At 59.7% G+C, this 24,917-nt stretch carries 21 protein-coding genes; 1 reads left to right on the top strand and 20 read right to left on the bottom strand.

Translation table 11 applies throughout. The annotated features are described in order from the left end of the window. Positions 1-4 precede the first annotated feature (4 nt). The 6 genes from NOR97_RS17710 to NOR97_RS17735 form a co-directional block, all read right to left on the bottom strand. Positions 5-2,128 (bottom strand): FAD-dependent oxidoreductase, encoded by a 2,124-nt coding sequence (locus NOR97_RS17710; protein ID WP_257601346.1) that lies wholly within the window; start codon positions 2,126-2,128, stop codon positions 5-7. Then, entirely contained in the window at positions 2,121-2,945 is an 825-nt protein-coding gene (locus tag NOR97_RS17715) for a DUF3237 domain-containing protein (protein WP_257601347.1), read from the bottom strand. Before NOR97_RS17715 ends, NOR97_RS17710 begins: the two co-directional genes overlap by 8 nt. 14 nt (positions 2,946-2,959) lie before the next feature. After that, positions 2,960-3,841, bottom strand: a complete 882-nt coding sequence (locus tag NOR97_RS17720) for an encapsulin (RefSeq protein ID WP_170345506.1) — start codon at positions 3,839-3,841, stop codon at positions 2,960-2,962. A 52-nt stretch (positions 3,842-3,893) separates the two neighbouring features. Then, positions 3,894-7,094 (bottom strand): adenylate/guanylate cyclase domain-containing protein, encoded by a 3,201-nt coding sequence (locus NOR97_RS17725; RefSeq protein WP_257601348.1) that lies wholly within the window; start codon positions 7,092-7,094, stop codon positions 3,894-3,896. A gap of 538 nt (positions 7,095-7,632) precedes the next feature. Beyond that, positions 7,633-8,565 carry a choline/ethanolamine kinase family protein gene (locus NOR97_RS17730; protein WP_257601349.1) on the bottom strand — a complete coding sequence of 311 codons (933 nt, stop codon included), beginning with the start codon at positions 8,563-8,565 and terminating at the stop codon, positions 7,633-7,635. 11 nt (positions 8,566-8,576) lie between these two features. Next, positions 8,577-11,000, bottom strand: coding sequence for an FAD-dependent oxidoreductase (locus tag NOR97_RS17735; RefSeq protein WP_257601350.1), 2,424 nt, complete (start codon positions 10,998-11,000; stop codon positions 8,577-8,579). Between the two features lie 150 nt (positions 11,001-11,150). Between NOR97_RS17735 and NOR97_RS17740 the strand changes: the two genes are divergently transcribed. After that, positions 11,151-11,933, top strand: coding sequence for a DeoR/GlpR family DNA-binding transcription regulator (locus NOR97_RS17740; RefSeq protein ID WP_257601351.1), 783 nt, complete (start codon positions 11,151-11,153; stop codon positions 11,931-11,933). 69 nt (positions 11,934-12,002) lie between these two features. Here the strand turns inward: NOR97_RS17740 and NOR97_RS17745 are convergent, their stop codons facing one another. The 14 genes from NOR97_RS17745 to nosZ all read right to left on the bottom strand — a co-directional run bounded on the left by NOR97_RS17745 (position 12,003) and on the right by nosZ (position 24,903). Then, the gene (locus tag NOR97_RS17745; protein WP_170345501.1) at positions 12,003-12,260 is read right to left on the bottom strand and encodes a hypothetical protein; all 258 of its coding nucleotides are present in this window, start codon (positions 12,258-12,260) and stop codon (positions 12,003-12,005) included. Between the two features lie 13 nt (positions 12,261-12,273). Further along, positions 12,274-12,966 carry a NapC/NirT family cytochrome c gene (locus NOR97_RS17750; protein ID WP_170345500.1) on the bottom strand — a complete coding sequence of 231 codons (693 nt, stop codon included), beginning with the start codon at positions 12,964-12,966 and terminating at the stop codon, positions 12,274-12,276. A gap of 29 nt (positions 12,967-12,995) precedes the next feature. Continuing rightward, positions 12,996-13,433, bottom strand: a complete 438-nt coding sequence (locus tag NOR97_RS17755; protein WP_257601352.1) for a nitrate reductase cytochrome c-type subunit — start codon at positions 13,431-13,433, stop codon at positions 12,996-12,998. A 12-nt stretch (positions 13,434-13,445) separates the two neighbouring features. Further along, entirely contained in the window at positions 13,446-14,363 is a 918-nt protein-coding gene (gene napH / locus NOR97_RS17760) for a quinol dehydrogenase ferredoxin subunit NapH (protein ID WP_257601353.1), read from the bottom strand. Continuing rightward, positions 14,360-15,178, bottom strand: a complete 819-nt coding sequence (napG, locus tag NOR97_RS17765; protein WP_257601354.1) for a ferredoxin-type protein NapG — start codon at positions 15,176-15,178, stop codon at positions 14,360-14,362. The genes napH and napG overlap by 4 nt, the downstream gene beginning before the upstream one ends. Positions 15,179-15,205: 27 nt before the next feature. After that, the gene (napA, locus tag NOR97_RS17770) at positions 15,206-17,698 is read right to left on the bottom strand and encodes a nitrate reductase catalytic subunit NapA (RefSeq protein WP_257601355.1); all 2,493 of its coding nucleotides are present in this window, start codon (positions 17,696-17,698) and stop codon (positions 15,206-15,208) included. Then, positions 17,695-17,988 (bottom strand): chaperone NapD, encoded by a 294-nt coding sequence (locus NOR97_RS17775; protein ID WP_170345495.1) that lies wholly within the window; start codon positions 17,986-17,988, stop codon positions 17,695-17,697. The genes napA and NOR97_RS17775 overlap by 4 nt, the downstream gene beginning before the upstream one ends. Continuing rightward, positions 17,985-18,500, bottom strand: coding sequence for a ferredoxin-type protein NapF (gene napF, locus NOR97_RS17780; RefSeq protein ID WP_257601356.1), 516 nt, complete (start codon positions 18,498-18,500; stop codon positions 17,985-17,987). The genes NOR97_RS17775 and napF overlap by 4 nt, the downstream gene beginning before the upstream one ends. Before the next feature lie 129 nt (positions 18,501-18,629). Further along, complete coding sequence (locus NOR97_RS17785; RefSeq protein WP_257601357.1) at positions 18,630-19,526, bottom strand: FAD:protein FMN transferase; 897 nt, start codon at positions 19,524-19,526, stop codon at positions 18,630-18,632. After that, a complete protein-coding gene (locus NOR97_RS17790) occupies positions 19,523-20,038 on the bottom strand; it encodes a nitrous oxide reductase accessory protein NosL (RefSeq protein ID WP_170345492.1) in 516 nt (171 codons plus the stop codon). The genes NOR97_RS17785 and NOR97_RS17790 overlap by 4 nt, the downstream gene beginning before the upstream one ends. After that, complete coding sequence (locus tag NOR97_RS17795; protein ID WP_170345491.1) at positions 20,035-20,856, bottom strand: ABC transporter permease; 822 nt, start codon at positions 20,854-20,856, stop codon at positions 20,035-20,037. The genes NOR97_RS17790 and NOR97_RS17795 overlap by 4 nt, the downstream gene beginning before the upstream one ends. Further along, on the bottom strand, positions 20,853-21,746 hold the full coding sequence (locus NOR97_RS17800) for an ABC transporter ATP-binding protein (RefSeq protein ID WP_170345490.1): 894 nt from the start codon (positions 21,744-21,746) through the stop codon (positions 20,853-20,855). The genes NOR97_RS17795 and NOR97_RS17800 overlap by 4 nt, the downstream gene beginning before the upstream one ends. Continuing rightward, positions 21,736-22,992 carry a nitrous oxide reductase family maturation protein NosD gene (locus NOR97_RS17805; protein WP_257601358.1) on the bottom strand — a complete coding sequence of 419 codons (1,257 nt, stop codon included), beginning with the start codon at positions 22,990-22,992 and terminating at the stop codon, positions 21,736-21,738. Before NOR97_RS17805 ends, NOR97_RS17800 begins: the two co-directional genes overlap by 11 nt. 3 nt (positions 22,993-22,995) lie before the next feature. Then, positions 22,996-24,903 carry a TAT-dependent nitrous-oxide reductase gene (nosZ, locus tag NOR97_RS17810; protein WP_257601359.1) on the bottom strand — a complete coding sequence of 636 codons (1,908 nt, stop codon included), beginning with the start codon at positions 24,901-24,903 and terminating at the stop codon, positions 22,996-22,998. Positions 24,904-24,917 lie beyond the last annotated feature (14 nt).

The raw sequence follows: 24,917 nt of genomic DNA on the forward strand, positions 1-24,917 counted from the left end.
AGGCTCAGCCCTTCTGGGTGATGATCACGCGACTTTTGTCTTCCCGCGCACCGGATCGTTCCGAACCGGCGCCAAAAACAGAAAGCGGTGCATCCGAAACGGGCAAGGCCCTGGACAGGGCACCTGATTGACCGCTGTCCCGACCCAGATCATACGCGACATCTTCCGCCAGCTCATCCCCCGGGATCGGCAGATCGGCAGTGGGCTCGTAATTCGCGATGAGGTCGAACAGCTCTTTCGGGGGGCAGATCATTCGAAGCGCTTCGGCAATGGCTGGCTCCTCGGTGATACCGCCAGGTTTTGAATATTCCGTTGCCGGTTCTCCTATGGCGGCAAGGGGGCCATCACCGCCGCGCTCAACTCCTGCCGTGTCCTGACCCATTCTCAGCGCGGCTTCGACCGCGACCGCGAACCGGTTGTCCCACGGAAGGCCAGCCTGATAGCGGGCGTAATCATAGGCACGCAGCGGTTTGAGGATGTCGGGCTCGTGCAGATCCCAAATCTGGCAGGGCTCTGCATCCGATCCACTGCGCTGAAGGATGGCGTTGACGGCACGGCGCGCGGCCTCGTTCGCCCCTTCCATCGTGGCAAGGTCGGTGAAAGTGCGCACGTAATCCGATGCCAGGAAGAAATTCGGGATCAATGTGGCCGCGTCCGGGCGCAAGCGCCAGCTGTTGATACGGTTGACCAGCAAGGGTTCGACATTGCTTTGACGCTTGGGGTCGTTCGGGTCTTGAACGATATCGGGATCGAGGAACCAGTAATGCATATCCTCGTCCCGCAAAACGGTTTGGCCATCCACGTTGATGCCGCGCTTGACCTGTTCCCAAACCTCGCTTGCAATCTCTTCCCGGCTGCAATTTCGCGCTGTCTTCCCGTTCAGACCGGGTTTGTCCCATTCGGAAATGTCGATCGACAGCAGGCCTTTGGTCTTTCCTTCAGCCCAGTTGTCGAAATCAATCTGGTGCCAGAACTGTTTTTGCGACACAGCCGTCAAAGCCCATGGGCTGTCGATGAAAATGACGTGGCCATGGGTCAGTTCAACTTCCTTGGTCAGATAGAACTGAATGCCGTTCATCCATTGCACGTCATTGGCCAGCAAGGGCAACTTGGCAAGTGCGGGGTCAACCGCCATCATTTCCGGGGTCACAAGCGGTGCCATGCGTTCAATCGGCATGGCGCTGATGAACCAGTCCCCCGTGACCTGCTTTTCTTTACCATCCTGTTCGACTGTCGCGCCGATAATCCGCCCGTTCCGGCACTCGATTCCGGTGACTTTGGAGTCAAAATTGTACACGACCCCCTTGCTTGTCAGATAATCCAGCCACGGTTGAATCCAGACAAGATTGGTGGGCCCGTTCAGCAGCCTGTTGCAGTGGGGTTCGGGTGTGGCGATGCCCAGCTGAAGCTGAATAGCAATGTCCCCCACTGTCTTCGTGCTTGCCGTCGTGGCCTTGGCGGCCACCAGCGAACGGGTCAGGCCGATGGCAAGGAACTTCTGATAGGCTTCCGAACGGTCCTGCGCGCCGATGAAATCCCACCAGCCGATCCGTTCATATTCGTCGAACCGGCGTTCCTTGCAGGAACTCGCGATCCGCCACATGCAGGCGACAAAATGTTCGACATCCTCATACGCGATCTGGTCCCTCGGCGACAGCGCGAAGGCAATGGTCTTGAAGGCATCCGCGACATCCTTGAGCGTGCGGGGAAACCGTTCCGGGACAATGATGCCGGGCTTGTCGAACTGGCTGACCAGAACCTGAGTGGTCGGGACCAGATTGTCAAAGCATGTGCCCTTGTCGTAATACGGCGTGCGGGCCATCGTGTCGGTGATATGCCGATAAAAGTTCGGAAAGAACCTGAACCCATGTTCGCCGGGCAGCCAGGGGCGTTTCACGCCGGGCGGATAACTGGCCCCATCCATCTCGGCCCATTTCTCCAGTGCCTTGATGTGTTTTGCTTTTGAGCCATGATCCCCTTCACCCTTCATTACGGGGATGCTGCGGGCCTTGCCGCCGGGGATCAGCTGGCGTTCGTGGACTTCGACCTCGAACCCGCGTTCAATCAGTTCGTGCGCGGCGCTCATTCCGGCCACGCCGCCTCCAAGAATGACAACCTTGTCAGGCATCGGAAATTCCTTTCGCGGAATAGACGTCAAAGCGCAGGGTGATGTCTGACAGGCTGGCTTCGCCAATGCCAAAACCCTGCACCCGATTCATCCAGCTGAAATGCGGATTCGAGGTCAGGTAACGCGGCGCAAGCCGTACCGGAGCCGAAGCGGGCAGATTGCCCTTGGCCAAGGCCGCATATCCGTCCGGGCCGAAGTCACACACACCCGTATCTTCGAACAGGATCGGAGCTTTCCCGGTGGACGGTCTGATAAGCGCCTTTGCATGAAGCAGCCCCACGCCATCGGGTCGAACGCGCATCCAGTCTCCTCCGATCGGTTCGATCACCCCTTTCAGATGCGGGCCTTCGACGGTGCCACCTTCTTTGATGGCGAAATGCAGCCAGATCCCATCCGGCGTCTCGCCCGAGGGGTGAAAGCTGCTTTCGAACGGCACCACAAATTTGGCAACATGTTCCAGTACCGGCGACGTCACTGCGGTTTTTGTCGGTTCCGGTGCGGCAGGTTGAACTGCTTTTTCCGGCCCGGGATCATATTCGCGCCCTCCCGACGTCAGCACCGGACGCCAGGACAGGGTTTTTTCCTGTGTCACGGACGGCAAAATGGCTGCGAATTGTTGAAACCCGGTTTGCGGGTCTCGCAACACGGGCCACCCGCGAATGGCACGCTCGGGGCCGCCTTCTTCCGAACAGATCAGACGTAGCGAGTCATGCGACGACACGGATGGACCTGCTTCCACCAGTACCCGACTGAGACCGTCTGCGTTGATCGCCTCGGACCAACGCAGGGTAACGCCCCGATCTGTAAACTCGCGCACGACCCGATCTCCGGTCAACAGGTTATCGTGCGGACGGCCTCAGCTTCTTTGATCCTGAGATGGAACTTCTGCTGCACGCGGAAGACGTGCTCGCCCTCGGCAGAGGTTTGCAGGTACTTCACGGCGATATCCGAAGGCACGACGATTTCAACCGGTGCACCCAGCAGGGACACAAGCACTGCCTTGTTCGCGGGCAGGGTGCTGGAACGCAGCAACGGCCCGTCCAGGAACGGAAGAATGCTGTCACGCGGCAGCACCATCGAATTCGGCAGCGGAGTCGTGACCGCACGGAACAGACCATTGCCCATCACACAGGCATAGGGGCCCAGATAGCCATGCGTTTCCAGCTTGCTGATGCCCTCGACGACGGCCTCGAAAACCTCGGTTCCGGTATAGTTCTTTTTGGTCGCGGAATTGGTTTTGCCTTCGCCTGCTTCAAGCAATCCCGGATATTTGCCACCGCCGCTGATCGTATAGATCTGCGGCAATGAGTCGGGCGCGCCGCCAGCGTGTTTGGGGGCCTGTCCGGTGCCGGGTTGACCGTTGAAAATGATGTCATCCTCTACCCGTGCCACAACGGCGGCCGCTCGGCGGAACATGATCTGAGCAGCCGTCAGTTCCGGATCAGCCACCTGTGCGCCTTTCAGGTACACGTTCACCGATACGGTGGTAAGGCGCAGCGTGTCATAATCGTTCACGTCAAGCCGCTGCTTGGATGCACCAGATGAGTTGTCGACCAGATCCAGCTTGTTCAGCGGAACGGACTGCGTGTCAGCGGGCAGCGGTCCGTACAGGGGCAGGAAACTGGCGGCCACCCGGGCGCGCAGTGCCTCGTCATGAACGGCCTTGTTCACGGCGCTCCACTGGTCTTCGTTCCAATCCAATGCATCGGTCATTGTAAATCCCTCTCGGTGCTGCTGCCCAATTCGGCGGGGCAGTCAATCTTGTTCATTTTGCTTCTTTCAATCTGTCCAGCAGATCGCGGGCCCGCTGCTCCTGAACAACTCCACGGCAATCCCGGGCAAGCGAAAGCGCTTGTTCCGCCTCGCTGATTGCAGCGTCCAAGTCCCCTTTTGCGGCAAAAGCCTTTGCTCGCACACGGTGATATTCAGGTTTGTTCAACGTCTCGCCGCGTTCCCAGCCGGGAATGCAGACGGCTTCGAGCCGGTCCAAAGCCTGATCAACATCTCCGTGATCAATCATCAACTCAGACAGAACAATCTGATTCTGTGGAAAAGTAAAGTTTCCACCAGATTTGGAGATCAGGTTCATGCATGCCTCGATGCGTTCCGGAACGCCTGCAATATCGCCTTTCCCGGCCTGCGCGAGACCCATATAGATGTCCTGCATCGCGTGAAGGTAAAGAAACCCTTCCTCATCTGCGACTTTTCTGGCTTCTTTCATCGTCACATCAAGCCGGTCCCATTCCCCCGCATAGGGCAGGAACATGCTGCAAGCGCCCATGACGTAGACAAGGTTGGGTGCGTGGTTCAGCGGCCTGCTGACCTCGATGGCTTCCAGGCGCGCGGCCTCGGCTTTTTCGAGCTTTCCCTGCTGCCACAGCAGGCATCCCTGAATGGCCAGCAATGACGCGGCCGTGGAAGACTGGGTCATGGGCATCATGGCCATATCCAGCTCGGGCGTGATCAGGGCGAATGCGCGCTCCAGCTGTTGTTCGCATTCCGCAAATTCCCCGCGGAAGTAATGCGTAAAGCTCAGGGCCCGTGCCGCAAGCACATTGGTGACGGGGTCTTCGGTCATGCCGGCCATCATATCCAGCGCCTGTCCCATTTCCATCGCGCGGTTCATCTGACCGGCAACAAAGAAATGGGTCCAACGGCAGAAGGTTGCGGCGAAAAGCGTCTCGCCGTCGCCCAAAGTCTGGGCCAGTTCCATCGCCCGGGCGGCAGTTTCGCCGACCTGATCGGACGACCACCCGTAGATCGCCATATACGCGGGCAGAATATTCATCTGAACCCGAAGCTCGAAGCCATCGCGATCTGCGTTGGCCTTCATGGTTCCGATGTTGCGCAGGGCAGCCCGGAAAGCGGAAATCGCAGGCAGGTTCGCCAGCCGGGACAACGCCAGTTCACCTGCCGTGACCCAATTCGCAACGGCCTCATCCTTCAATCCGCCAAGATCGCAATGATGCGCGACGGTATCGGGGGCCGGACTGCCGAATGCATTGTGACCGTCCAGCAAGGCCCGGGCGATTTTCAGATGCACCTTCTGCCGGTCTTCCCGCAGCAACGAATTATAGGCCGTATCCTGAACCAGCGCGTGGTTGAACGTGTATGTGGCCGACCCTGAATCGCTGGTGATCAGCACGACGCCAGCCGCCATAAGCTGCATGAGGGCGCTTTCCACATCCATGTCTTCATGCGCCACAGCGTGGATCATCTGAGCGGTGAAACTGCGCCCGATAACCGATCCGAGCTGAGCGACTGGCTTGGCATGTTCCATTCGGTCAAGACGCGACATCAGCGAGTCCTGAAGGGTGGCCGGGACGCTTAGTGTATCCAGAACCTCGGCATTGATCGGGGCATCCTGGGGCAGCTGGTCCAGAACCGCCTTTGTCATTTCTTCGATATACAGCGGCACGCCATCCGCCTTCTCGATGATCTGCCTGATCAGGATGACAGGCAAGCTGTACGGCTCGGCCACGCGCCGGACCAGTTCGGATGCCTCGGTGTTGCCAAGCGGAGACAGATCAATGCGCGCGGCTCGGCTCTCGAAATGTTCCGGAGGTTCGTATTCAGGTCGGTGTGACAGAACCACCAGTACCGGAAAGTTGCTCAAGGCGGATGCAAGCGCGTCCAGTACATCCAACGTGGTTGCATCGGCCCAATGAACGTCTTCGACCACCAGCAACAACGTGCCGCGCCTGTCACACAGGCTGCCCAGACTGCGCAGCATCACGTCAAGGGATTTGCGCGCCTTCTTCAACGGGTCGGATTCTGTCGGGGCGCCGGTCTCGACACCTGCCAGATCCAGAAGAACGGGCAAGTCCGCGTCACTCAGCCGTGAGGCCGATTGCACGAAGTCCGAAATCGCAGCCCGGATGCTGTCATTTGATTTATCGCCAGAAACGCGCCTCAGTTCCCCTACGATCGGGTGCAGGGGAAGACTGGTCAGGTGCGGGATGCACTGCAATGTAAAGGGTTTGACCCCTATTGATTCAGACAGTGACTTGATCAGCCTCGACTTGCCGATTCCCGCAGCCCCCCTGACAAGCGCCAGCCGGCCCGAGCCTTTCTGCGCTTCGCTCCAAAGCCGGGTCAGGGTTGAAAGATCGTCATGCCGGGCGACAAGATCGACCGCAGATTGACCCACCCGTGCGTCGAAGCGGCTGGAGGACATGATTTCCGACACCACGCGATAGACTTTGCGCTGATTGTCAAAGCCTTTCAACTCGTGGCTGCCACGTGGTTCGAATTCAAAGGCACCCTGGGTCAGCCTCCAGGTTTCTGAAGAAATGATCACTTCACCCGGTTCGGCCAGCCCCTGAAGGCGGGATGCAAGATTCGCCGTTTCACCCACCAGAAAGTCCTGAGACCCCAGGCTTTTCGAAGAAACGACGCCCACGACAACCATGCCGGTCGCAATGCCTGCGCGCAGGTCGAGCTTTTCTCCAAACTCGTTTTCAAGGTTCTGAACGGCCTCGATGGTCTCCAATACGGCTCGTACGGCCCGTTCGGCATCATCTTCCATGGCCTTGGGGTATCCGAAATACACCATGATTCCGTCGCCCTGCCGATAGGCCAGATGGCAGCCGTGCTGCTTCAGGGTGCCGATCGCCGTATCCAGATACAGGTTCATGATCTGCATCAGGTCTTCCGGATCATATCGCTGAGCCAGCCGGGTCGACCCCACAAGATCGCAGAAAACCAAAGTCAGCTGCCGCCGCTCGGCCTTGGACTGGACTTCGGGCCGCTTCGACGCTTCCTGCGATTTCAGCCTGGCCTGCGCCTTTCGAAAGCGCTTCCTTTCACCAACCGTCAACCCGAGATCACGCAGTTCCGGATCCGTCAATTCGTCCAGAATCTCGTCGTCTACGCCCTCTCTCTGAAACAGAGTGGCATAGTCATTCAGATCTGCCAGATGAAGGACTTTTGAAATGCGTGGTGATGCCTCAAGGACTCGCGTCATTGTCTTGCGACTCCTTCCATAACTGTCCCCCTGTTTTCCCCTTAATACATATACATAATGTATATGTATAATCCAAAAGTAGAGAGGTATTCATGCTGAATCCATAGCAGGAACAGGCGGCACTGTTAACTTGTTACATTGATTGACCGGTTTACTTCAGAATTTCCACGTCGTCACGCGCATTTCCTTGGAAATCATAAGGTTCAAGTCTCAAGTTGACTTTGTTGGCAAGGTTTCAGGGCGGCCGAACGACCGGATAGGCAGGGCTGCGCCTGACGTGACGTCAAGGCTGACAGAGGTGCAAAAGTGCCGTGGCCGACATGAGATACCGGACAGAAAGGCAGACTCAACCTGAGCACCAGCAAGAAGCCGACGCCCGAACGTGCTTCGAATTGAAACATCTAAGCTCCAGGCGCATCCCGTGTTTTGCCCGGCCCGTTCTGCCCGGGCATCCCGGCACCATGGAAAGCGGCTCAAAGATCTGAGACGAGGCAGGAAACATCCGGTATCCAGGGCGGATCCGGCCGTGGATGAAACCCTATTCCTCGGCCACGGCTTTCATATGGGCCGCAAAGGACGGGGCCAGCATCAGGGACTTGCACCGCTCGAACCGGTTGGTGGCATAGGCCCAGAAATCTTCGGCGGGGTTTTCATCCGCATGCTGGATCAATCCCCACAGCGTCCACAGCAGGTCGCACATGGCTTTGTAGATCACCATGCGCCCGATCTGAGCCTCGCTCGGCGGGCCGTCGAAATAGGCCGTCAACATTTCCAGTTCCTGTTCGTCGTTCAGCCCGGCTTCGACCGACAGATCACCCAGATCCCAAAGGGCATCGTTCATGCCTGAATACTCGTAATCCACGATCCACATGCGCTGGCCGTCATCCAGAAAATTCTCGCACAGCGGGTCGCAATGACTGGGGACCAATGTTCCGGGTTTGTCCCGCAGCACCTCGCGGATCGGGGCCGCTTCGGCCACGACGTCCGCGTAACCCTCTGGCAGGGTCGCGTTTTTGTCCGCAAGCACCTTCATGTAGTCGTTGATCATCGAAAACAGCTCGAACCGAAACTTGAACGGCTCGGGGGCATCATGAAGCTGTCTCAGCGCCTTACCCGCTCGGGCGGCAGACCCGGGACGCGTCGCAAACATCTCGGGTGTCATCGTGACGATGTCGGGCACGCAATCACTGATCATCACGCCGGATGCCGCGTCTGCCCACAGAACTTCGGGGCCGACCCCGGTTTTCGCCGCCACCCGTGCGTTGTGGATTTCAACTGCGCGGTCGATATAGGCTTCGGTGCCTTCACCGGGGATGCGCACGATCACCGTCCTTGGCCCGCCTTCGACGCGATAGACCAGATTGGTCAACCCGCCCAGCCGCTGGGTGTGAATGTCCGCCTCGGCAAGGGTTTCGAACCCCGCCACGTTGCGAAGGGCCTGAATAATCTCATTTGTTGGTTCATTCTGCATCGCTCTCTCCCTCAGGCTTTCAACCGGCTGTTTGCCGGGTCGTAAAGCGGCCCGTCCACGCGGCGGATGGCGTGGCGTTCGCCGAACACCTCCACTTCGAAATCTGACCCACCAGCCAGTCCCGCAGGCAGATAACCGTAGAGGATGCTCTTGCCGACGGTAAACCCATAGCCACCGCTGCACGCAAGCGAGACTGTTTTGCCGCAATGCAGTATGGTCTCCCCTCCGGTGATCGGCAGCCGCACGTCGGTGATGAATGTACAGAGCCGCCGGTCAGGACCCTTCGCTTTCTGCGCCTCCAGCACCGGTCGCCCGATGAAGCCCTGTTTGGATTTCAGATGTACCCGCGCGCCAAGGCCCGCTTCGATTGGCGAATAGTCGGGAGTGATGTCGGCGCTCCAGTAAAGATAGCCTTTTTCCAGTCGCAAGGACTCGATCGTGCGGTAGCCGATGTCGCGGATGCCATGGCTCTGACCGGCTTGCCAAAGCAGGTCATAGACATGCAGGGCGAATTCGGTCGGAATATGCAGCTCCCATCCCAGCTCTCCGACGTAACCTATGCGGATCGCGCGGACCTTTGCCGTTCCCAGAGTGATCTCTCGGGCCGTTGCAAAGGGAAACGCAACGTTCGAGACGTCTTCTTCCGCAACGGCCTGCATCACATCTCGCGCTTTGGGGCCGCAAATGTTGATGACGGCGCGTGCCGACGTCATTTCGATCAGCTGCGCGCGCCCATCGCGGGGCAGGTGGCGTCGGATCCAGTCCGCGTCATGCACGCCGAATCCGGACCCGGTGACGATATAAAAGTGTTCCCGCCCCAATCGGGTGACGGTGATATCGGCTTCAACGCCGCCGCGATCATTGCACAATTGGGTGTAGATCACCGCGCCATCCGGCTTGTCCATGTTTGAAACGGCGAGGTTTTGAAGGGCCTCCAGCGCGCCGGGGCCGATCAGTTCGAACTTTGAAAAACTGGTTTGATCGATCAGAACGACCCCGTCGCGCGCGGCCTTGTGTTCCTGCTCGGCATAGGCTTTCCAACCCGGAGACAGGAAATCCAACTGATCCACCGGCTCTACACCGGCCGGAGCAAACCAGAGCGGCCGTTCCCAGCCATTCTTGGACCCGAATACCGCGCCATGTTGTTTTAGCCGCTCATGCAGGGGCGACAGACGCAGGTTTCTGGACGTTTCCGCCTCCTGCCCCGGATATCGCATCTTGTAATGATGCGCGTAATGCTCGACCGCGCGGGGATACATGAAGGCGCGCGTGGCGTGATGCGGACTGAACCTGCGCACGTCCAGAGGCCACAGATCAAGGCTCGGGCGGCCGTCGACAATCCACTCGGCGATCATCTCTCCTGCGCCACCACCTGCCGCGATGCCGTACAGAAATCCGGTCGCCAGCATCAGGTTTCGCAGCTCGGGCGCCCATCCCATGACAAAATCGCCATCCGCGGAGTAAGGGATGGGGCCGTTGATCACCTGCCGGAGTCCAACCGTGTTGACGACCGGCGTTACCTGACCTGCCAGTTCAGCAAGGGGGGCAAACCGCTCCAGGTTGTCGGGCAACAACTGCCGGACAAACGCGCCCGGAATGCCCCTGTCGCCGAACGGCAGCGTGTTGTCCTCATACCCGCCGATCACAAGCCTCCCGCCTGCATCCGGTTTGTAATACACCAGCCGCTCGGGATCCCGCAGGGTTGGCAGGCGTTTTACAAGATCGGGGTCGGGCAGGGGTTCTGTTACGATGTATTGATGCTCGACGGCGCAGGCCGGGACAACGACCCCGAGTTTGGCGGCCAGTTCGCGGCTCCACATTCCGGCGGCCAGAACGACGGTGTCCGCTTCATAATCCCCTTCCGATGTCATCACTTTGGTGATGCGATCGTTGTGGATTTCAAAATCGGTGACCTCTACGGATTGGCGGATCCGGGCACCGTGCATCCGGGCGCCGGTCGCGATTGCCTGACACAGGCCTGCGGGATCGACATGACCGTCCGAGGGGATAAAGGCCGCGCCTTCCAATCCCTTCGCGTCGATATAGGGAAACAGCGTTTTGGCTTCTGCCGCCGAGATTATCTCCATCTCCAGATCAAAGCTGCGGGCCATTGTCGCCAGACGCTTGGCTTCCAGAAGCCGCTCTTTGGTTGCCGCCAGGCGCAGGCTTCCGACTTTCTTCCAGTCGAACGCCATCCCGGTTTCTTCGGCCAGACGATCATACAGTGCCACGGACCGTTTCAGCATCCGCGTCGTGTTGCGTGATGACCGCAACTGCCCGACAAGCCCCGCCGCATGCCAGGTGGCCCCCTCGGTCAGGGACGCCCTTTCCAAGAGAACAACATCCGTCTCACCGGACCGTGCGAGGTGATACGCGATGGAGCATCCGATGATGCCGCCGCCAATGATGAGATGTCTGACCGACTGCGTTGTCATGCGTTCACTCACTTCAGGTGATATGCTGTCATCAAAAATCTCAAAACAACAAAAAGCAACATAAATGTTTGAAAAGTGTTGAAGTAAGTCGCTTGAACAGCGTCATTCTTGCAAGTAACCTGATGAAATCAACAAATAACGCGGCGCTATATGTCGAAATACGAGCAAGAGATTCTCAGCACGGTAAACCTGCATGGGCGAATTTCGGTCATGGAACTGGCGCGCATTCTCCGGGTGTCGGACCAGACAGTAAGGCGAATCGTGAAGCCGATGGTCGCCAAAGGCAGCCTGTCCAAGGTGCATGGTGCATTGGTCAGCACTCAAAACGTGTTGGATCCACCGTTTCTGGCCCGCATGACAAAGAACCGCGCCGCCAAAGTCGCGATAGCCGATGCCGTTGCGGGGCGGATACCGGACGGTTCGGCCATCGCCATCGACACGGGTTCGACCTCGGGCTTCATTGCTCAGGCGCTTCGCGCGCGCAAAAACCTCACGGTGGTGACAAATTCGGCCTTCATCGCCGCCACGTTATCGATGGAAGAGGGCAACAGGGTGTTCATGGCGGGTACACAGTTGCGCAACCACGACGGCGCCGCTTTCGACCGGGCCGCTTATGACGTCATCGCAGGGTTCTCGGCCCGAACGGCCATATTGTCGGCATCACTGGTGCATCCCAGCAAGGGCTTCATGGTCTATGATCAATGCGAAGCTGACATGGCCCGCGCGATGTCCGATATCGCTGACCAGACCTTCATGGCGGTTGATTCAACAAAATTCAACGAGGCCCAGACCAGCCCGGCATTGCGCCTGCCCGGGATGACGGAAAAGGACGTGCTTTTCACCGATCGCATATTGCCCGCAGCCTTCCGGTCCTTGCCCGGAGACGCGGAATTGGTGATAGCGGGCGTGAAAACACAAGCAGACAGCAATTGACTTGGTGACGACACTGCCCGGCCCGACGTGACAAGCCGGTTCCACCGAAACGGTGGAACCGGCTGTGTTTCAGGCCGTCGCGCCCTTGATGCGAATGGCAGTGCCCAGGCTTCCTGCACAGATGCCGACCACAATAGCGATGATCAGTTCCAGTGGCTCTACACGCGCAAACTGGAAGCCCGCAAAAACCAGCGTTTCAAATACGCCGACTGCGCCGCCCAATGCCGCGCCCAGCCACAGCTTGCGGGTCATCATGCCCAGCGCCAGACCGAGTATGCCGGGCAAGCTCAGGACGTTTCCACCGATGGTTCCAAGTAACTCTAACATCTCTGCCCCCACATCAATTCGAGCTGTTGTTCAGGAAATCGCGGATGTCGTCACCCGTGGCAGCAGCGTGCTCCTGCGCATCTTCCTCTTCCAGTGCAGCAGTCACCTTTTCGTATGTTTCCAGGTAGTTGGGTGGCAGGCTGTGGGCGATGCCCTGGTGGCAATCGATACAGGTCATGCCGCTGTCAATGGCGCGTTGGTGTTCCGACGCGGCGCGTGTTTCCTGAATGGTGAAGTCCATGTAGTCAAAGTTGTGACAGTTGCGGCACTCGCGGCTGTCAGACGCTTTCATCTTCTTCCACACGGCCGAGGCCATCGCCAGGCGATGTTCCTCGTACTTCTCGGGTGTGCTGATCGTGCCCGCCAGTTCATGATAGACGTCCTTCACGGCCATGATCTTGGCTTTGATCTTGTGGTTCCACTCATCCGGAACGTGGCAATCGGAACAAATCGCACGCACGCCCGAGTGGTTGTTGTAGTGGACCGTCTCGCGATACTCGCCCAGGTTCGTTTCCATCGTGTGACAGGACACACAGAACTCTTCGGTGTTGGTCAGTTCCAGCGTCCAGTGAAACCCACCCCAGAACAGGATACCGGCCAGAAAACCGGCGAGGATCAGAAAGCCCGAGCTGAACATCACTGCCGGTGTCCAGATCGCGTTCCAGAGGCGACCAAGCAAGCCGCGTTTTTCAGGGGAGTCTGCCATGTCGGTGCTCCTTTCAGTCTTGCGTTGGATCAGTTGCCGGCGGAGGGCTGGAACACGTTGTCGACCAGCGGCGGTGCGTCCGCCTGCGGTACGTGGCACTGATTGCAGAAGTACCGGGTTCCGGCAATCTTATCCAGTTCGTTGCCATCGCGATCCAGGTAGTGGGTCATCGACAGGGTCGGTGCGTTGCGCTCGCCGGCCTTGGTCCAGTCATGACAGGACAGGCATTGGTTGGTCCGAATGTCGATCTGGTATTGTTCGACCGAATGGGGGATCAACGGTGGCTGCTGGCGATAATTGCGCTGCTGCCGCCCTTCGGCGTTGCGGTGGATCTGATCCAGTGGCACCGGCTCGTCAACGCCGGCCCCGCGCAGGGATTCGACCTGTGCGGATTGCGCAAGGGCCCATCCGCTCAGCAACACTACGGGTAGAAGGGCAATTCCGCCTGTAACGATTGTTCTTTTCATCTTGGCACTCCCCTAGATAGGTCTGGCAGCGCGCGGCTCAGGCGCGGCAACTGGATCGGAAGGTTGAACGACATGGTCGTCGAACCGGTGAGTAAAGTTGAAGACGTCGACTGCGCAGACATCGATGCAGCGTCCGCAGTTTGTGCAGTCAGGTGACAGGATCAGGGGCGAGCTTCCCGGCTTGCCTTTCAGCGCGGGTGAGATCACCTGGTTTTCAGGACAGACCGCATAGCAATCCATACAGTCATCACAGGCCGTGCGATTGGCTGCACTGACCCGCAGCAGGCTTTTCGACCCGATCAGCCCGTAGAACGCGCCCACGGGGCACAGATGGCCGCACCAGCCATGGCGTGAGACGAATACGTCAAACACGAAGATGGCCGCGATCATGGCCCAGACAAAGCCCATGCCGAATACCAGCCCGCGATGCAGCATGGTGATCGGGTTGACCAGCTCCCACGCGATGACGCCACTCAGGCCCGAGACCAGCAGCACGGTTGCCAGAATCCACAGCCGGGTGCCGCGCTTGGGTTGCCAGCCTTTCGGCAGGTCCAATTTGCGATGCACCCAATTGGCCGCGTCCGTTACCGGATTTATCGGGCAAACCCAGGAACAATAGACACGCCCGCCAATCAGGGCATAGACCACCAGAACGATCAGCCCACCGATCAGCGCGGTCACCTCGGGCCAATGGCCCGCGACGAAGCTTTGCAACAAGATGAACGGATCGGTCAACGGCAACACGCCAAGCGTCAGTGACCCCGCCAAAGTGCCCTCTACAATCCAGATGCCGAACCATGGGCCCAGCAGAAACAGAACCAGAAAGAACAGCTGACTTGCACGACGCATCAGCAAAAAACGATGCGCCCCGATCCACCCTTTGCCTTCAACGGCCTCCTGACCTACGGGCATATGTGTGCGGGCACTCATTGTCCCACCCCCGGCAGATCATATTCCGGCGCAAACCCGCCGGGTGCGGCAAGATTGTCGGTTCCCGGCCCCGGCAAACGGTCGGGCAGATCGATGATCCCCTCGACGACCGGCGCACCTTTGGCGGCCTTTTCCTCCCACCCCTTACGGTAATGCTCTGCCGAGCTGCCGCGCGCCAGCCGGGCAGGCAGAACCTTGATGGCGGCCTCGGGCAGAACACAGCTTTTTTCGCACATGCCGCAACCCGTACAGTGGTCGGCATGGACGGTGGGAATGAATAACGCATGATGACCCGACCGGGTATTGTGCGCCGTCTCCAAAGTGATCGCCTCGTCAATGACGGGGCAGACGCGGTAACAGACGTCGCAACGCAGACCGAGGAAATTCAGGCAGTTTTCTTGGTCGACCAGTACGGCAGTCCCCATTTCGGCGTCGTCTATATTCTCCAGCCCGGGGTCAAGTGCCCCCGTTGGACATGCAGCGACACACGGAATGTCGTCGCACATTTCGCAGGGAACATCCCGGGCGGTGAAGAATGGTGTTCCCGTCGCCACCGCATCCGAGCCGAGCTCGGCCAGTTTCAGGGTATCGTACGGGCAGTCCCGCACGCATAGACCGCAACGGATGCAGGCTGACAGGAACTCTTTCTCCGGCAATGCGCCGGGCGGGCGCAAGGCATCGGCCGGCAGGGCGCGGGCGTCGCGGGCCAGATAGGCCAGCAACGATCCGGCGACCACGCAGCCGCCCGCCGCCCGCGCCGAGTCCTGAAGGAACCGGCGCCGCTGCGGCGAAAGGGGTTTATCGACAAGAGACATGGGAACGACCCCTACGATCCTTTCTGGTTACGCGCGCTCGACTTTACATGCGCACTTCTTGAAATCGGTCTCTTTCGACAGCGGGCAGGTCGCATCCAACGTCAACTTGTTGGTCAGCTGGCTTTCGTCGAACCAGGGCATGAAGACCAGACCGCGCGGCACCTTGTTCCGGCCCCGGGTTTCGACACGGCTGGTGACCTCGCCGCGACGGGTTGACAGAACAATCTCCTGGCCCCGGCGCAAGCCGCGATCCTTGGCGTCCTGCGGATGCATGTAGACCACGGCGGCGGGGTAGGCGCGGTGCAGTTCCGGCACCCGGCGTGTCATCGACCCTGAATGCCAGTGTTCCAGCACGCGACCGGTGCACAGCCACAGATCGAACTCTTCGTCCGGCTCTTCTGCCGCAGGTTCATAGGGCGCAAAGATGATCTTGGCCTTGCCATCCTTGTGGCCATAGAATTCCACGCCGGCACCCTCGGACACGTAGGGGTCGTAACCCTCGCGGAAACGATAGAGCGTTTCCTTGCCGTCCACGACCGGCCAGCGCAGACCGCGGGCCTGGTGATAGGTTTCGAAGGGTGCCAGATCGTGCGCATGGCCGCGCCCGAAGTTGGCGTATTCCTCGAACAGACCTTTCTGCACGTAAAAGCCGAAATGCTCGGATTCGTCATTGTCAAAGCCTTCGGCGGTTTCCGACAGCGGGAACTTGTCGACGCTGCCATTGGCAAACAGGACGTCATACATGGTCTTGCCGCGGTGCTCGGGCATGGTGGCCAGCAATTCTTCGCCCCAGACCTCTTCGACGGTGAAGCGCTTCGAGAACTCCATCACCTGCCACAGGTCCGATTTGGCCTCGCCCGGGGCCTTGACCTGTTGCCGCCAGAACTGGGTGCGGCGCTCGGCGTTGCCATAGGCGCCTTCCTTCTCGACCCACATGGCGGTGGGCAGGATCAGGTCGGCGGAAACAGCAGTGACCGTCGGGTAGGGGTCTGAAACAGTGATGAAATTTTCCGGGTTGCGATAGCCCGGATAGCCTTCCTCGTTGATGTTCGGCGCAGCCTGCATGTTGTTGGTGCACTGAACCCAATAGGCGTTCAGATCGCCATCCTTCAGCTTGCGGTGTTGCAGCACGGCGTGGAAACCGGGCTTGGCCGGAATGGTGCCCGCAGGCACATTCCAGGCGGTTTCGCAAATCTCGCGGTGCTTGTCATTCATGACCACCATGTCGGCGGGCAGGCGGTGCGCAAAGGTGCCAACCTCGCGCGCGGTACCGCAGGCCGACGGCTGGCCGGTCAGCGAGAAGGGCGAGTTGCCGGGTTCCGAAATCTTGCCCACCAGCAGGTGCACGTTGTACATCAGCGAGTTCACCCAGGACCCGCGGGTATGCTGGTTGAAGCCCATGGTCCACAGGCTCATCACCTTGCGGTCGGGGTCGGCATATTGCTTGGCCAGACGCTCCAGCTTGTCAGCCGGAACACCGGACAGCTCCGAGGTGTATTCCAGCGTGTATTTCGAAACGGCCTCGGCATATTCCTCGAAGCTGATCGGCTCCAACTTGCCCGAGTTCGGGTTTTCAGCCTCTTGTTGCAGGGGGTTGTTCTCCCGCAGGCCGTAACCGATATCGGTGGCGGTTTTGGTGATGTTGACGTGGTTCTTGACGAACTCTTCGTTCACCGCACCATTCTGGATGATGTAATTGGCGATATAGTTCAGGATCGCCAGATCGGTTTGCGGTTTGAACACCATGCCATTGTCGGCCAGCTCGAACGAGCGGTGTTCGAAAGTGGACAGCACATGCACTTCGCAACCCGGTTTCGTCAGGCGGGTGTCGGTCAGGCGCGACCACAGGATCGGGTGCATCTCGGCCATGTTCGATCCCCACAGCACGAAGGTATCGGCGTGCTCAAGGTCGTCATAGCACCCCATCGGCTCGTCAATGCCGAAGGTGCGCATGAAGCCCACAACGGCCGAGGCCATGCAGTGACGCGCATTGGGATCAATGTTGTTCGACCGGAACCCGGCCTTCATCATCTTGGCGGCGGCATAGCCTTCCCAGACCGTCCACTGCCCCGAGCCGAACATGCCCACGCTGGTCGGGCCTTTCTTGGCAAGGGCCTCTTTCCATTTGGCGGCCATCACGTCGAAGGCTTCATCCCAGCTGACCGGTTCGAACTCGCCATTTTTGTCGTATTCGCCGTTGGTCTTGCGCAAAAGCGGTGTGGTCAGGCGGTCTTTGCCGTACATGATCTTGGACAGGAAATAGCCCTTGATACAGTTCAGGCCCCGGTTCACCGGTGCGTCCGGGTCGCCTTGCGTGGCCACCACGCGGCCGTCCTTGGTGCCCACCAGAACCGAACAGCCTGTACCGCAGAACCGGCAAGCAGCCTTGTCCCAGCGAATATCGGGCGCGCCGACCTGGGCGTTGGCCTGACCTGCGGCCATGGGAATGCCCGCAGCCGAGGCAGTGGCTGCCGCTGCGGACGCTTTCAGGAATGTACGACGGGATTCAGAGATGGTCATTGCATGGGCCTCCTGCTGGACGGTTGGCTTGGAGCATCAGGACGCGGAGCCGTCTCCGCGAGATCTTCGAAATGGTGATAAGTCAGTGACAGTGAGATCACTCCGGGGATCTGGTGCAGATCCATGATGGTGTCCGAGGCCAGCCGGTCGGCCGTATCCTCGACAACAACTACAAAACGGCCGTCCTCGGCTTCGGCATGAAGCTCGACGCCCTGGGTTCCGGCCATCGCCGCGCGTGCGGCATCGGTGTAATCGGGGGCGATGTGGACCAGGCAGCCACAGATGTTCATTGGTTCACCTCCGGGTGTTGTAGGGTGGGGCGGTGCATCACGATCGCCCCGGCGGGGCAGGCGGCGGAACAGCTTCCGCAGCCGATGCAGGTTTCTGCTTCAAGCGCCGGTTCCGCGCGTCCGCCCAGTTGCAGGCGAAAACGGATGGCATCCTTTTCGCAATTGTCCTGACACAGACGGCAGCTTACCCCGTTCGTCGACAGGCAGCTTGCGTCGTCGATCTGCGCGCGCCATGGCCACTCGGCAACGCGTTCGGGCAGCAACGCAGGGGTCGGGCAAATGTCAGCGCAGTCACCACACAAGGTGCAACCGCCTGCGGACAGGTCCAGAACGGGGAAACCGCTGTCGTCGAATGTGATGATGTCTTCAGGACAAGCCGCGGCGCAATCTTCGCAACGCGTGCACAAATCGCCGAAACCAGTTGCGACTGCCCCCGGCGGACGGATCGCATCTGGGTCCTTCCGCAGGACACGCGCGCTCAGAAAAGCGCGTCTGCTTGTCAACTGGCTCATGGCTGGCGACTCGAAATTCGATTGATAGGTTCGCGTCTTCACTTCCTAGCTGCCTTCAGCAGCGCACGAATTGACCTATATCATACTTTTTCGGATTTTTTTGATCGGGCTGAGATTTCTACCTCTTCGTCATACGTTCAACTCGATACGGGCGTCGTGGAAGAACGTCAGGATCTCTCTGGCTTTGTCGGCGGATGCCGCGCAAAGTGCAGTGGACAGCCCATCCGCGAGTGCCGCTTCCGGGGCAGAAACCGAAACGGTCCTGTCGTGGCTTGAGGGCCCATCCAGGGTAATGATGTGCCCGACCCCCGGGCTGAGCTGAGTCGCCAGCGTTGAAGATGTCGCCACTGCCCGATCGCTCAATTCAATTCGTTTCAGAACCGTTTGGTCCGGCGCCGCCAATCCAACTTTCCAGGGCGCACCGTCGCCACGCGCGCCCAGGGCGGCTATTTCCCCCATATCAACCATAACATCACGCAGACCATGGCCACGCAGCAGGTCGGCGATCCGGTCGGTGATCGCGCCCTGCGCAATACCGTTCAACGTCAGCGCGGATTTTCCGGGCACCGGAAGGCGAATGGCCGAGACGTCGAAAGATACCCTTTCCCAGCCTATTGCCTGTTGAACTTCAACCAGATCGTCAGCGCGCGCGCCCGTAGCCAATGCATACCAAAGGGGCTGAATGCTCGGATCAAAGGCGCCATCCGATGCCTGATGCAGCGCGGTGCAGAGACTCAGCACGTTCAACAATTCAGGAGCAGGCGCCGTCAGAACACCGTCGCGATTCAACCGGCTGAGCTGCGATTGCGGGCGATACAGGCTGAAAATGTCTTCCAGCCGGGCAACCTCGGTCTCAACGGCGGCTATGATGGGTGCAGCTTCGACATCCGTCAGCCCGACCAAACGCAGGCTTGCAGCGGCACCCAGCGCGGTGCCGTGCCAACGCGCGTCAGAGGCTGCGGCCGGTGTGGCCGCAGCGCAGGCGGCTGAGATGATCAGAAATCGGCGGCGGGACAGGGCGGTCATACGGGGGTCTCCAATGAGAGTTCAAGATCGACAGGGCCAAGCACTTCGGTATCCGGGATGTCCGGAAGGCCCAGTGCCGTCCCGCCGTAAATCTCAATGAATGCCTGAGCATCGGCAGGATCGGCAAATGGCACCACTTCGCGCGCACCCATGCCGCCCGCCACATTGGCGCCAACCACAAAGGTCGCGTCATCCGCGGCGATCCAGTTCGAGATACCCGGCTGCCGCCAGCTTGGCGCAATGCCCATGTCGCTGACATAGACGGCTGTGATGTCGGCATCTCGCTCAGGGCTTTTGAGATATGCCACCATGTCGCGCACCTGCGCGAAGAACAGCGGTGCGGGATATCCCTTCAGATGGATCTGGCCCTTGGGGCCGCCGTGCTCGGCGATGTTCATCTGGCAGAAATAGCTCAGCGCGTCCGGGGTCAGATCCACCGGATCGGGGGCTTCGGCCAGGTCTTCCTTGCAGGCCGCCAACGCGATCAGGGCAACCAGAACGAGAGGTTTCATGGCTCGACCCTCCGGAATGCCAGCCGCGCGAGGGCAAAACCGATCACTGGCCAGATCAACAAAGATGCCGGCGCGGCCCACACAGGCAGGGCCTGCGCGGCCCCGGTCATGCCCGAAGCCATTGCGACTCCTTCGGTCGCGGCGATGTTCCACAGACGGAATGCGTCGGCCGGGTTGGCCACCATCACCCATGGAAAGACGGATTGGGTAAAGGTGCCGCCCTTGTCCATGACGACAGCCCCCAACAGGCCCAGATCATAGAGGACAACAAAAACCAGCCAGAGCCCGGCCGACAGACCTGCCGCCGCCGTAGCCCCCTTAGCCAGGGCAGACAGCAGGTATCCCAGCGCCAGAAACACGGCGCCCAGAAGGATGGATGTGAGGATGAGACGGACCAACGCCATCAGGCTTTCCGGCCCGGCACCACCAAAGAAGGCCGCCACCGCGCCGGCGGTACCGAAACCGACCGTCATGGCGAAGGCCAGCGCTGCAAGGTGTGCGGTGAATTTGCCCAACAGGATTTCTCCGCGCCCTGCAGGGTAGGACAACAGCAGTGACAGGCTGCCCCGGTCCACGTCACCGGCGATGGCATCGAACGAGATCATCAGCGCCAGAAGGGGCGCGAGGTAGACCGAAAGCGTGGTCATCGACGCAACCGAAACGGTCAGCATGTCAACGCCCAGCGTGCCGGTAGGCGCGCTGCCCGCAAAGGTCAGCGCCAATGCGAACAGCACCATGATAACCGTGGCGACCAGCAACCAGCGGTTGCGGCGCAGGATCAGCATTTCGGTACGGGTGATGGCGAGAAAGCGGGTCATTGCAATCCCTCCTGCGCGTAGTGACGATAAAGATCTTCAAGCTTGGGCGGGGTCATTTCCACATCCGCGACCGCGTCGCCCATTCCGGCGATGCGGCGCAGAGCCTCCATCTTGTCAGCGGGGGTGCAAAGCAGTTCCACCAACGCACCGTTGATCCGGTTGCCACCCAGTTCAGCAGCCAAGGCATCGGCGTTGGCGCTAGCACGCACTTTCAGACGGATCGGCAGGCCTGCAAGGGCCGACAGATTGTTCAGCGTGTCATCAGCTACCATCCGGCCCTTGCGCATGATTGCGATCCGGTCGGTACGGGCCTCGACCTCGGTCAGTGCGTGGCTGGCGATCAGCACGGCGATGCCCTGCGCGGCCAACTCGTCGATGATGGCATAGAGGTCCTGGCGCGAGATCGGGTCCAATCCACTGGTAGGTTCGTCCAGCAAAGCCACTTTCGGTTGACCCAGCAGCACCTGTGCCAGACCCAGACGTTGTCGCATCCCTTTGGAATAGGTGCCGATCCGGCGATCCAGCGCATCGCTCAGACCTACGCGCTCCAGCAGACCGGCTACATCCGCCCTGGCACCGGACAATTTCGCAAACAGTGTCAGTTGCTCGCGCCCGGTCAGGGCCGGGTGGAACGAGACCGCCTCGGGCAGATACGCCGTTTCCCGCCGCGCCTGGGCGCTGCCGGGGGTGGCGTCTCCGATCCGAATTGCTCCGCCTTGGATCGGCGTCAGGCCAAGGATGGATTTGATCAGGGTCGACTTGCCTGCGCCGTTATGGCCCAGCAGCGCAACGCGCTGACCGGGGGCAAGAGACAGGGTGATATCGTCAAGAACGCGGGTTTTGCCCCGGTCCTTGCTGACATGGTCAATAGTCAGGGCCTTATCCGTCATGAGGCACCTTTTTCATAGCTGGGGGTTCAGGGGGTTGCATCAATGGATTGCTGTCCATCACGCCACCGGGCAACAGTGCCGGAAAGGCGGATTGCGACCAGCGCACCAGCTGCACGGCAGGAGAGCCGAGCAGCAGTTTGGCTGCGGGTTGGGTCCACAGCACATGGTCCATCGAGTCATTAGGGCGATAGGGGGCATCGGCGATGCCGTTGCCATCCACATCATAGGCGGCAAAATCGGACCAGTAATTGCCGCGCCCGTCTTCCGACCACTCGACCCATTTGGTCGAGACGTATTTCACCTGTGTCCGGTTCCCGATGAAGGAATTGCCAACGATGCGGTTGCGTTCGCTGCCGGCGGTGAAATGGATTCCGATGCCGCATCCCTGGAACCAGTTGTCGGTGAATTCGTTCTTGTTGGAGTTATAAAGGAAGGTGCACTTTTCCTTGGCGCCGATCACCACGTTTCCGGTGATCTCACTCTTGTTGGCGTAGTTCAGCATCACGCCATGTTCACGGTCACTGATCGAGACGTTGTCTGCGACCTTCACATTGGTCGTGAACATGACCGCATAGCCCAGATCGTTGCCGATCGAGACATTGTCGCTGACCACTGAATTGTCGGCATACATGTAGTGCACCGCGAACCGAAGGTCGCGGAACAGGTTGCCTGTAAAGGTGTTCTTCTTGGACGAGTTCACGAAGATCCCGTCGCGCCCATAGCGGATGTCATTGCCCTCGACCACCGCGCCCGGTGCATTCCAGACATAGACGCCATTGCCGCGGTCATTCATCCGCTGGTCCTGACGCCCTTCGATCCGGTTGCCGCGCACGATGCTGTCCTTGGCACCGTGAATGTCGATGCCGTAAAGATTGCCCAGCAGCACATTGTCTTCTACCACCGGCGCTTTTGACGTTTTGGTCAGTTGGATTCCGCTGTCGATCCCGTCATGACTTGAGCCCGAGCCGATCACAGTCAGACCGCGCACGGTCACGCCCGGGCCGGTCACGGTGATGACGCTGCCGGTGCCTTGCCCGTCAATGGTGGCCTGTCCCAGCCCGTCGATCGTGACGGGCCGGTCCAGAATCAGATGTTCGGCATAAACACCGGGGCTCAGGCGGAGGGTATCTCCGTCCGCCGCCTGAGCCAGTATTTCATTGATGGCCCCCGCCCGGTTGGGCACATCCCAGTCCGCCGCCCAAAGGGGCGAGCCGAGCAGGAGCGGTATGAGCAGGGGCCAGCGCATGGGTCAGGCTCCTTGCGGTTCGACCAGCATCCGGCCGCGCATTTCCATGTGCAGCGCATGGCAGAACCACTGGCAATAGAACCAGTGCACGCCCGGACGGTCGGCGGTGAAGGTGACCGAGGCGGTTGCCATCGGTGCGACTTCCATCGCGATTCCGTAGTTGCCCAGGCAGAAGCCGTGGGTCACGTCGTCCACATCATCCAGGTTGGTGATGTAAACCGTGACCTCGTCGCCCTGTTTGACGGTGAACTTCTCGAGGCTGAAGGTCGGGGCCTGCGATGTCATGTAGACCCGCACCTTGTTGCCATCCCGGATCGGTTCCTCGGCACCTTCTTCCAGATCGATGCCATCGGCTTCGGCCTGTTTGCGGGCGTCTTCCCATGTGACGTCGTTGCGGTCCCACACGTTGACCGGGTTGACGATGTCACTGCGAACGATGATCGAGTCATGCGGCTCGGCAAAAGTCGGGCCGTCGTGAACCACCTTCATCTCATCCGACGAGATGTCGATCAGCTGTTCGTTTTCAGGCTTCAGCGGACCCACATTCAGGAAGCGGTCTTTTGAGAACTTGTTCATCGAAATCAGCCACTTGCCGTCGGCATCCTTGGTTTCACCCATCGATGTCGAGTTGTGGCCCGGCTGATAATGAACATCGACCTTCGAGATGATCGGATCGACATCCTCACCCGCGTAGGCGCGGATCGCCTTGTCCATGTTCCACTTCACGATCTGGCTGTCCAGGAACAGCGTGGTGAACGCGTTGCCCTGACCGTCATAGGCAGTGTGGAGCGGACCAAGACCCAGCTGTGGCTCACCGACGATGCAGGACCGTGGATCGGCATCGCTTTCGAACAGGGCGTCCAGCTTGGTCACGTCCATGATCGACACGGTGGGCGACAGCTTACCGTTGATGCAGACATGCTTGCCGTCAGGCGCGGTGTTGATGCCGTGGGGCGAGTTCGGGATCGGGATGTAGCGGGTGTATTTCTTGTTCTGACCCTTACGTCCATCCAGAACCTTGACGCCTTTCAGTTCCTGATAATCACCAGCCTCGATGCCTTTTTCGATTTCCGCGAGGTTGAAAACAACCACGTGGTCCAGCTCGTTCTCGGTCATCTCGGCCAGGTTCATGCCCATTTCCGAGTTGTACGAGGTCGAGAAGGCGTATTTGCCCTGATAGTCGCAGTCGGTGTTGTCGAGGTTGCCCGACACGATCACCTGCCACGCCACTTCCATGGTGTCGCCGTCCAGCGCGGTGAAGATGTTCACGTATTGCGACGGATCGTCCAGCACGCTGCCATCATTGACCAGCGGCGTTTCATCTTCGCCGTTGGCAAAGACATAGCCGGTGCGCGGGAATTTCTGCGGACGCAGACCGTGGATCGCCTTGGCATTCGGGATCTCGGTGATCTTGTCGCATTTCATCACATCGCAACGCACACGGGCGACACGGGTGTTGGCCTTGTCGTTCATGAACAGGTAACGGCCGTCATAGGTGCCGTCGGTGAACGACATGTGCGGGTGGTGCAGGTCGCCGTTGTCATAGGTTTTCATGCCACGCTTGGCGAGGAATTCCTTGGTTTCCGGCAGCAGACCATCGGTCATGATCTTCAGTGACTCGTTGGTCTGGCCCCAACCGGTGGCCGAGCAGCGGTTGAACACCGGAACGCGCATCAGCTCGCGCATGGACGGGAAGCCCAGGATGCGCAGCTCGCCGGTCTGACCCGAAGACCAGAAACCGTAATACTCGTCCAGCTCGCCGGGCTCGAGATTGGCATTGGCCGCGGCGCTCGCCTGTTTCGCGGTCATCAGGGTCGAGCCCAGACCGGTCCCGGCAAGCACGGCGCCGGTTGCAGTTGCACCCAGCATCCCGCGGCGTGTGACGGTTAGCTTGTTGTCATGTTCCGACATGTTCGTTCCTCCTT

The organism is Ruegeria sp. YS9 (assembly GCF_024628725.1).
Taxonomy (GTDB): Bacteria; Pseudomonadota; Alphaproteobacteria; order Rhodobacterales; family Rhodobacteraceae; genus Ruegeria; species Ruegeria atlantica_C.

Excerpts from the sequence above, each read along its gene's own strand:
- NOR97_RS17745 (WP_170345501.1), bottom strand. The coding sequence starts at position 12,260 with ATGTTAGAGTTACTTGGAACCATCGGTGGAAACGTCCTGAGCTTGCCC.
- napF (WP_257601356.1), bottom strand. The coding sequence starts at position 18,500 with ATGAGCCAGTTGACAAGCAGACGCGCTTTTCTGAGCGCGCGTGTCCTG.
- NOR97_RS17805 (WP_257601358.1), bottom strand. The coding sequence starts at position 22,992 with ATGCGCTGGCCCCTGCTCATACCGCTCCTGCTCGGCTCGCCCCTTTGG.
- NOR97_RS17755 (WP_257601352.1), bottom strand. The coding sequence starts at position 13,433 with ATGAAAAGAACAATCGTTACAGGCGGAATTGCCCTTCTACCCGTAGTG.
- napA (WP_257601355.1), bottom strand. The coding sequence starts at position 17,698 with ATGACCATCTCTGAATCCCGTCGTACATTCCTGAAAGCGTCCGCAGCG.
- NOR97_RS17710 (WP_257601346.1), bottom strand. The coding sequence starts at position 2,128 with ATGCCTGACAAGGTTGTCATTCTTGGAGGCGGCGTGGCCGGAATGAGC.
- NOR97_RS17730 (WP_257601349.1), bottom strand. The coding sequence starts at position 8,565 with ATGCAGAATGAACCAACAAATGAGATTATTCAGGCCCTTCGCAACGTG.
- nosZ (WP_257601359.1), bottom strand. The coding sequence starts at position 24,903 with ATGTCGGAACATGACAACAAGCTAACCGTCACACGCCGCGGGATGCTG.
- NOR97_RS17740 (WP_257601351.1), top strand. The coding sequence starts at position 11,151 with ATGTCGAAATACGAGCAAGAGATTCTCAGCACGGTAAACCTGCATGGG.
- napG (WP_257601354.1), bottom strand. The coding sequence starts at position 15,178 with ATGTCTCTTGTCGATAAACCCCTTTCGCCGCAGCGGCGCCGGTTCCTT.
- NOR97_RS17750 (WP_170345500.1), bottom strand. The coding sequence starts at position 12,966 with ATGGCAGACTCCCCTGAAAAACGCGGCTTGCTTGGTCGCCTCTGGAAC.
- NOR97_RS17790 (WP_170345492.1), bottom strand. The coding sequence starts at position 20,038 with ATGAAACCTCTCGTTCTGGTTGCCCTGATCGCGTTGGCGGCCTGCAAG.
- NOR97_RS17800 (WP_170345490.1), bottom strand. The coding sequence starts at position 21,746 with ATGACGGATAAGGCCCTGACTATTGACCATGTCAGCAAGGACCGGGGC.
- NOR97_RS17785 (WP_257601357.1), bottom strand. The coding sequence starts at position 19,526 with ATGACCGCCCTGTCCCGCCGCCGATTTCTGATCATCTCAGCCGCCTGC.
- NOR97_RS17735 (WP_257601350.1), bottom strand. The coding sequence starts at position 11,000 with ATGACAACGCAGTCGGTCAGACATCTCATCATTGGCGGCGGCATCATC.
- NOR97_RS17795 (WP_170345491.1), bottom strand. The coding sequence starts at position 20,856 with ATGACCCGCTTTCTCGCCATCACCCGTACCGAAATGCTGATCCTGCGC.
- NOR97_RS17775 (WP_170345495.1), bottom strand. The coding sequence starts at position 17,988 with ATGAACATCTGTGGCTGCCTGGTCCACATCGCCCCCGATTACACCGAT.
- NOR97_RS17725 (WP_257601348.1), bottom strand. The coding sequence starts at position 7,094 with ATGACGCGAGTCCTTGAGGCATCACCACGCATTTCAAAAGTCCTTCAT.
- napH (WP_257601353.1), bottom strand. The coding sequence starts at position 14,363 with ATGAGTGCCCGCACACATATGCCCGTAGGTCAGGAGGCCGTTGAAGGC.
- NOR97_RS17720 (WP_170345506.1), bottom strand. The coding sequence starts at position 3,841 with ATGACCGATGCATTGGATTGGAACGAAGACCAGTGGAGCGCCGTGAAC.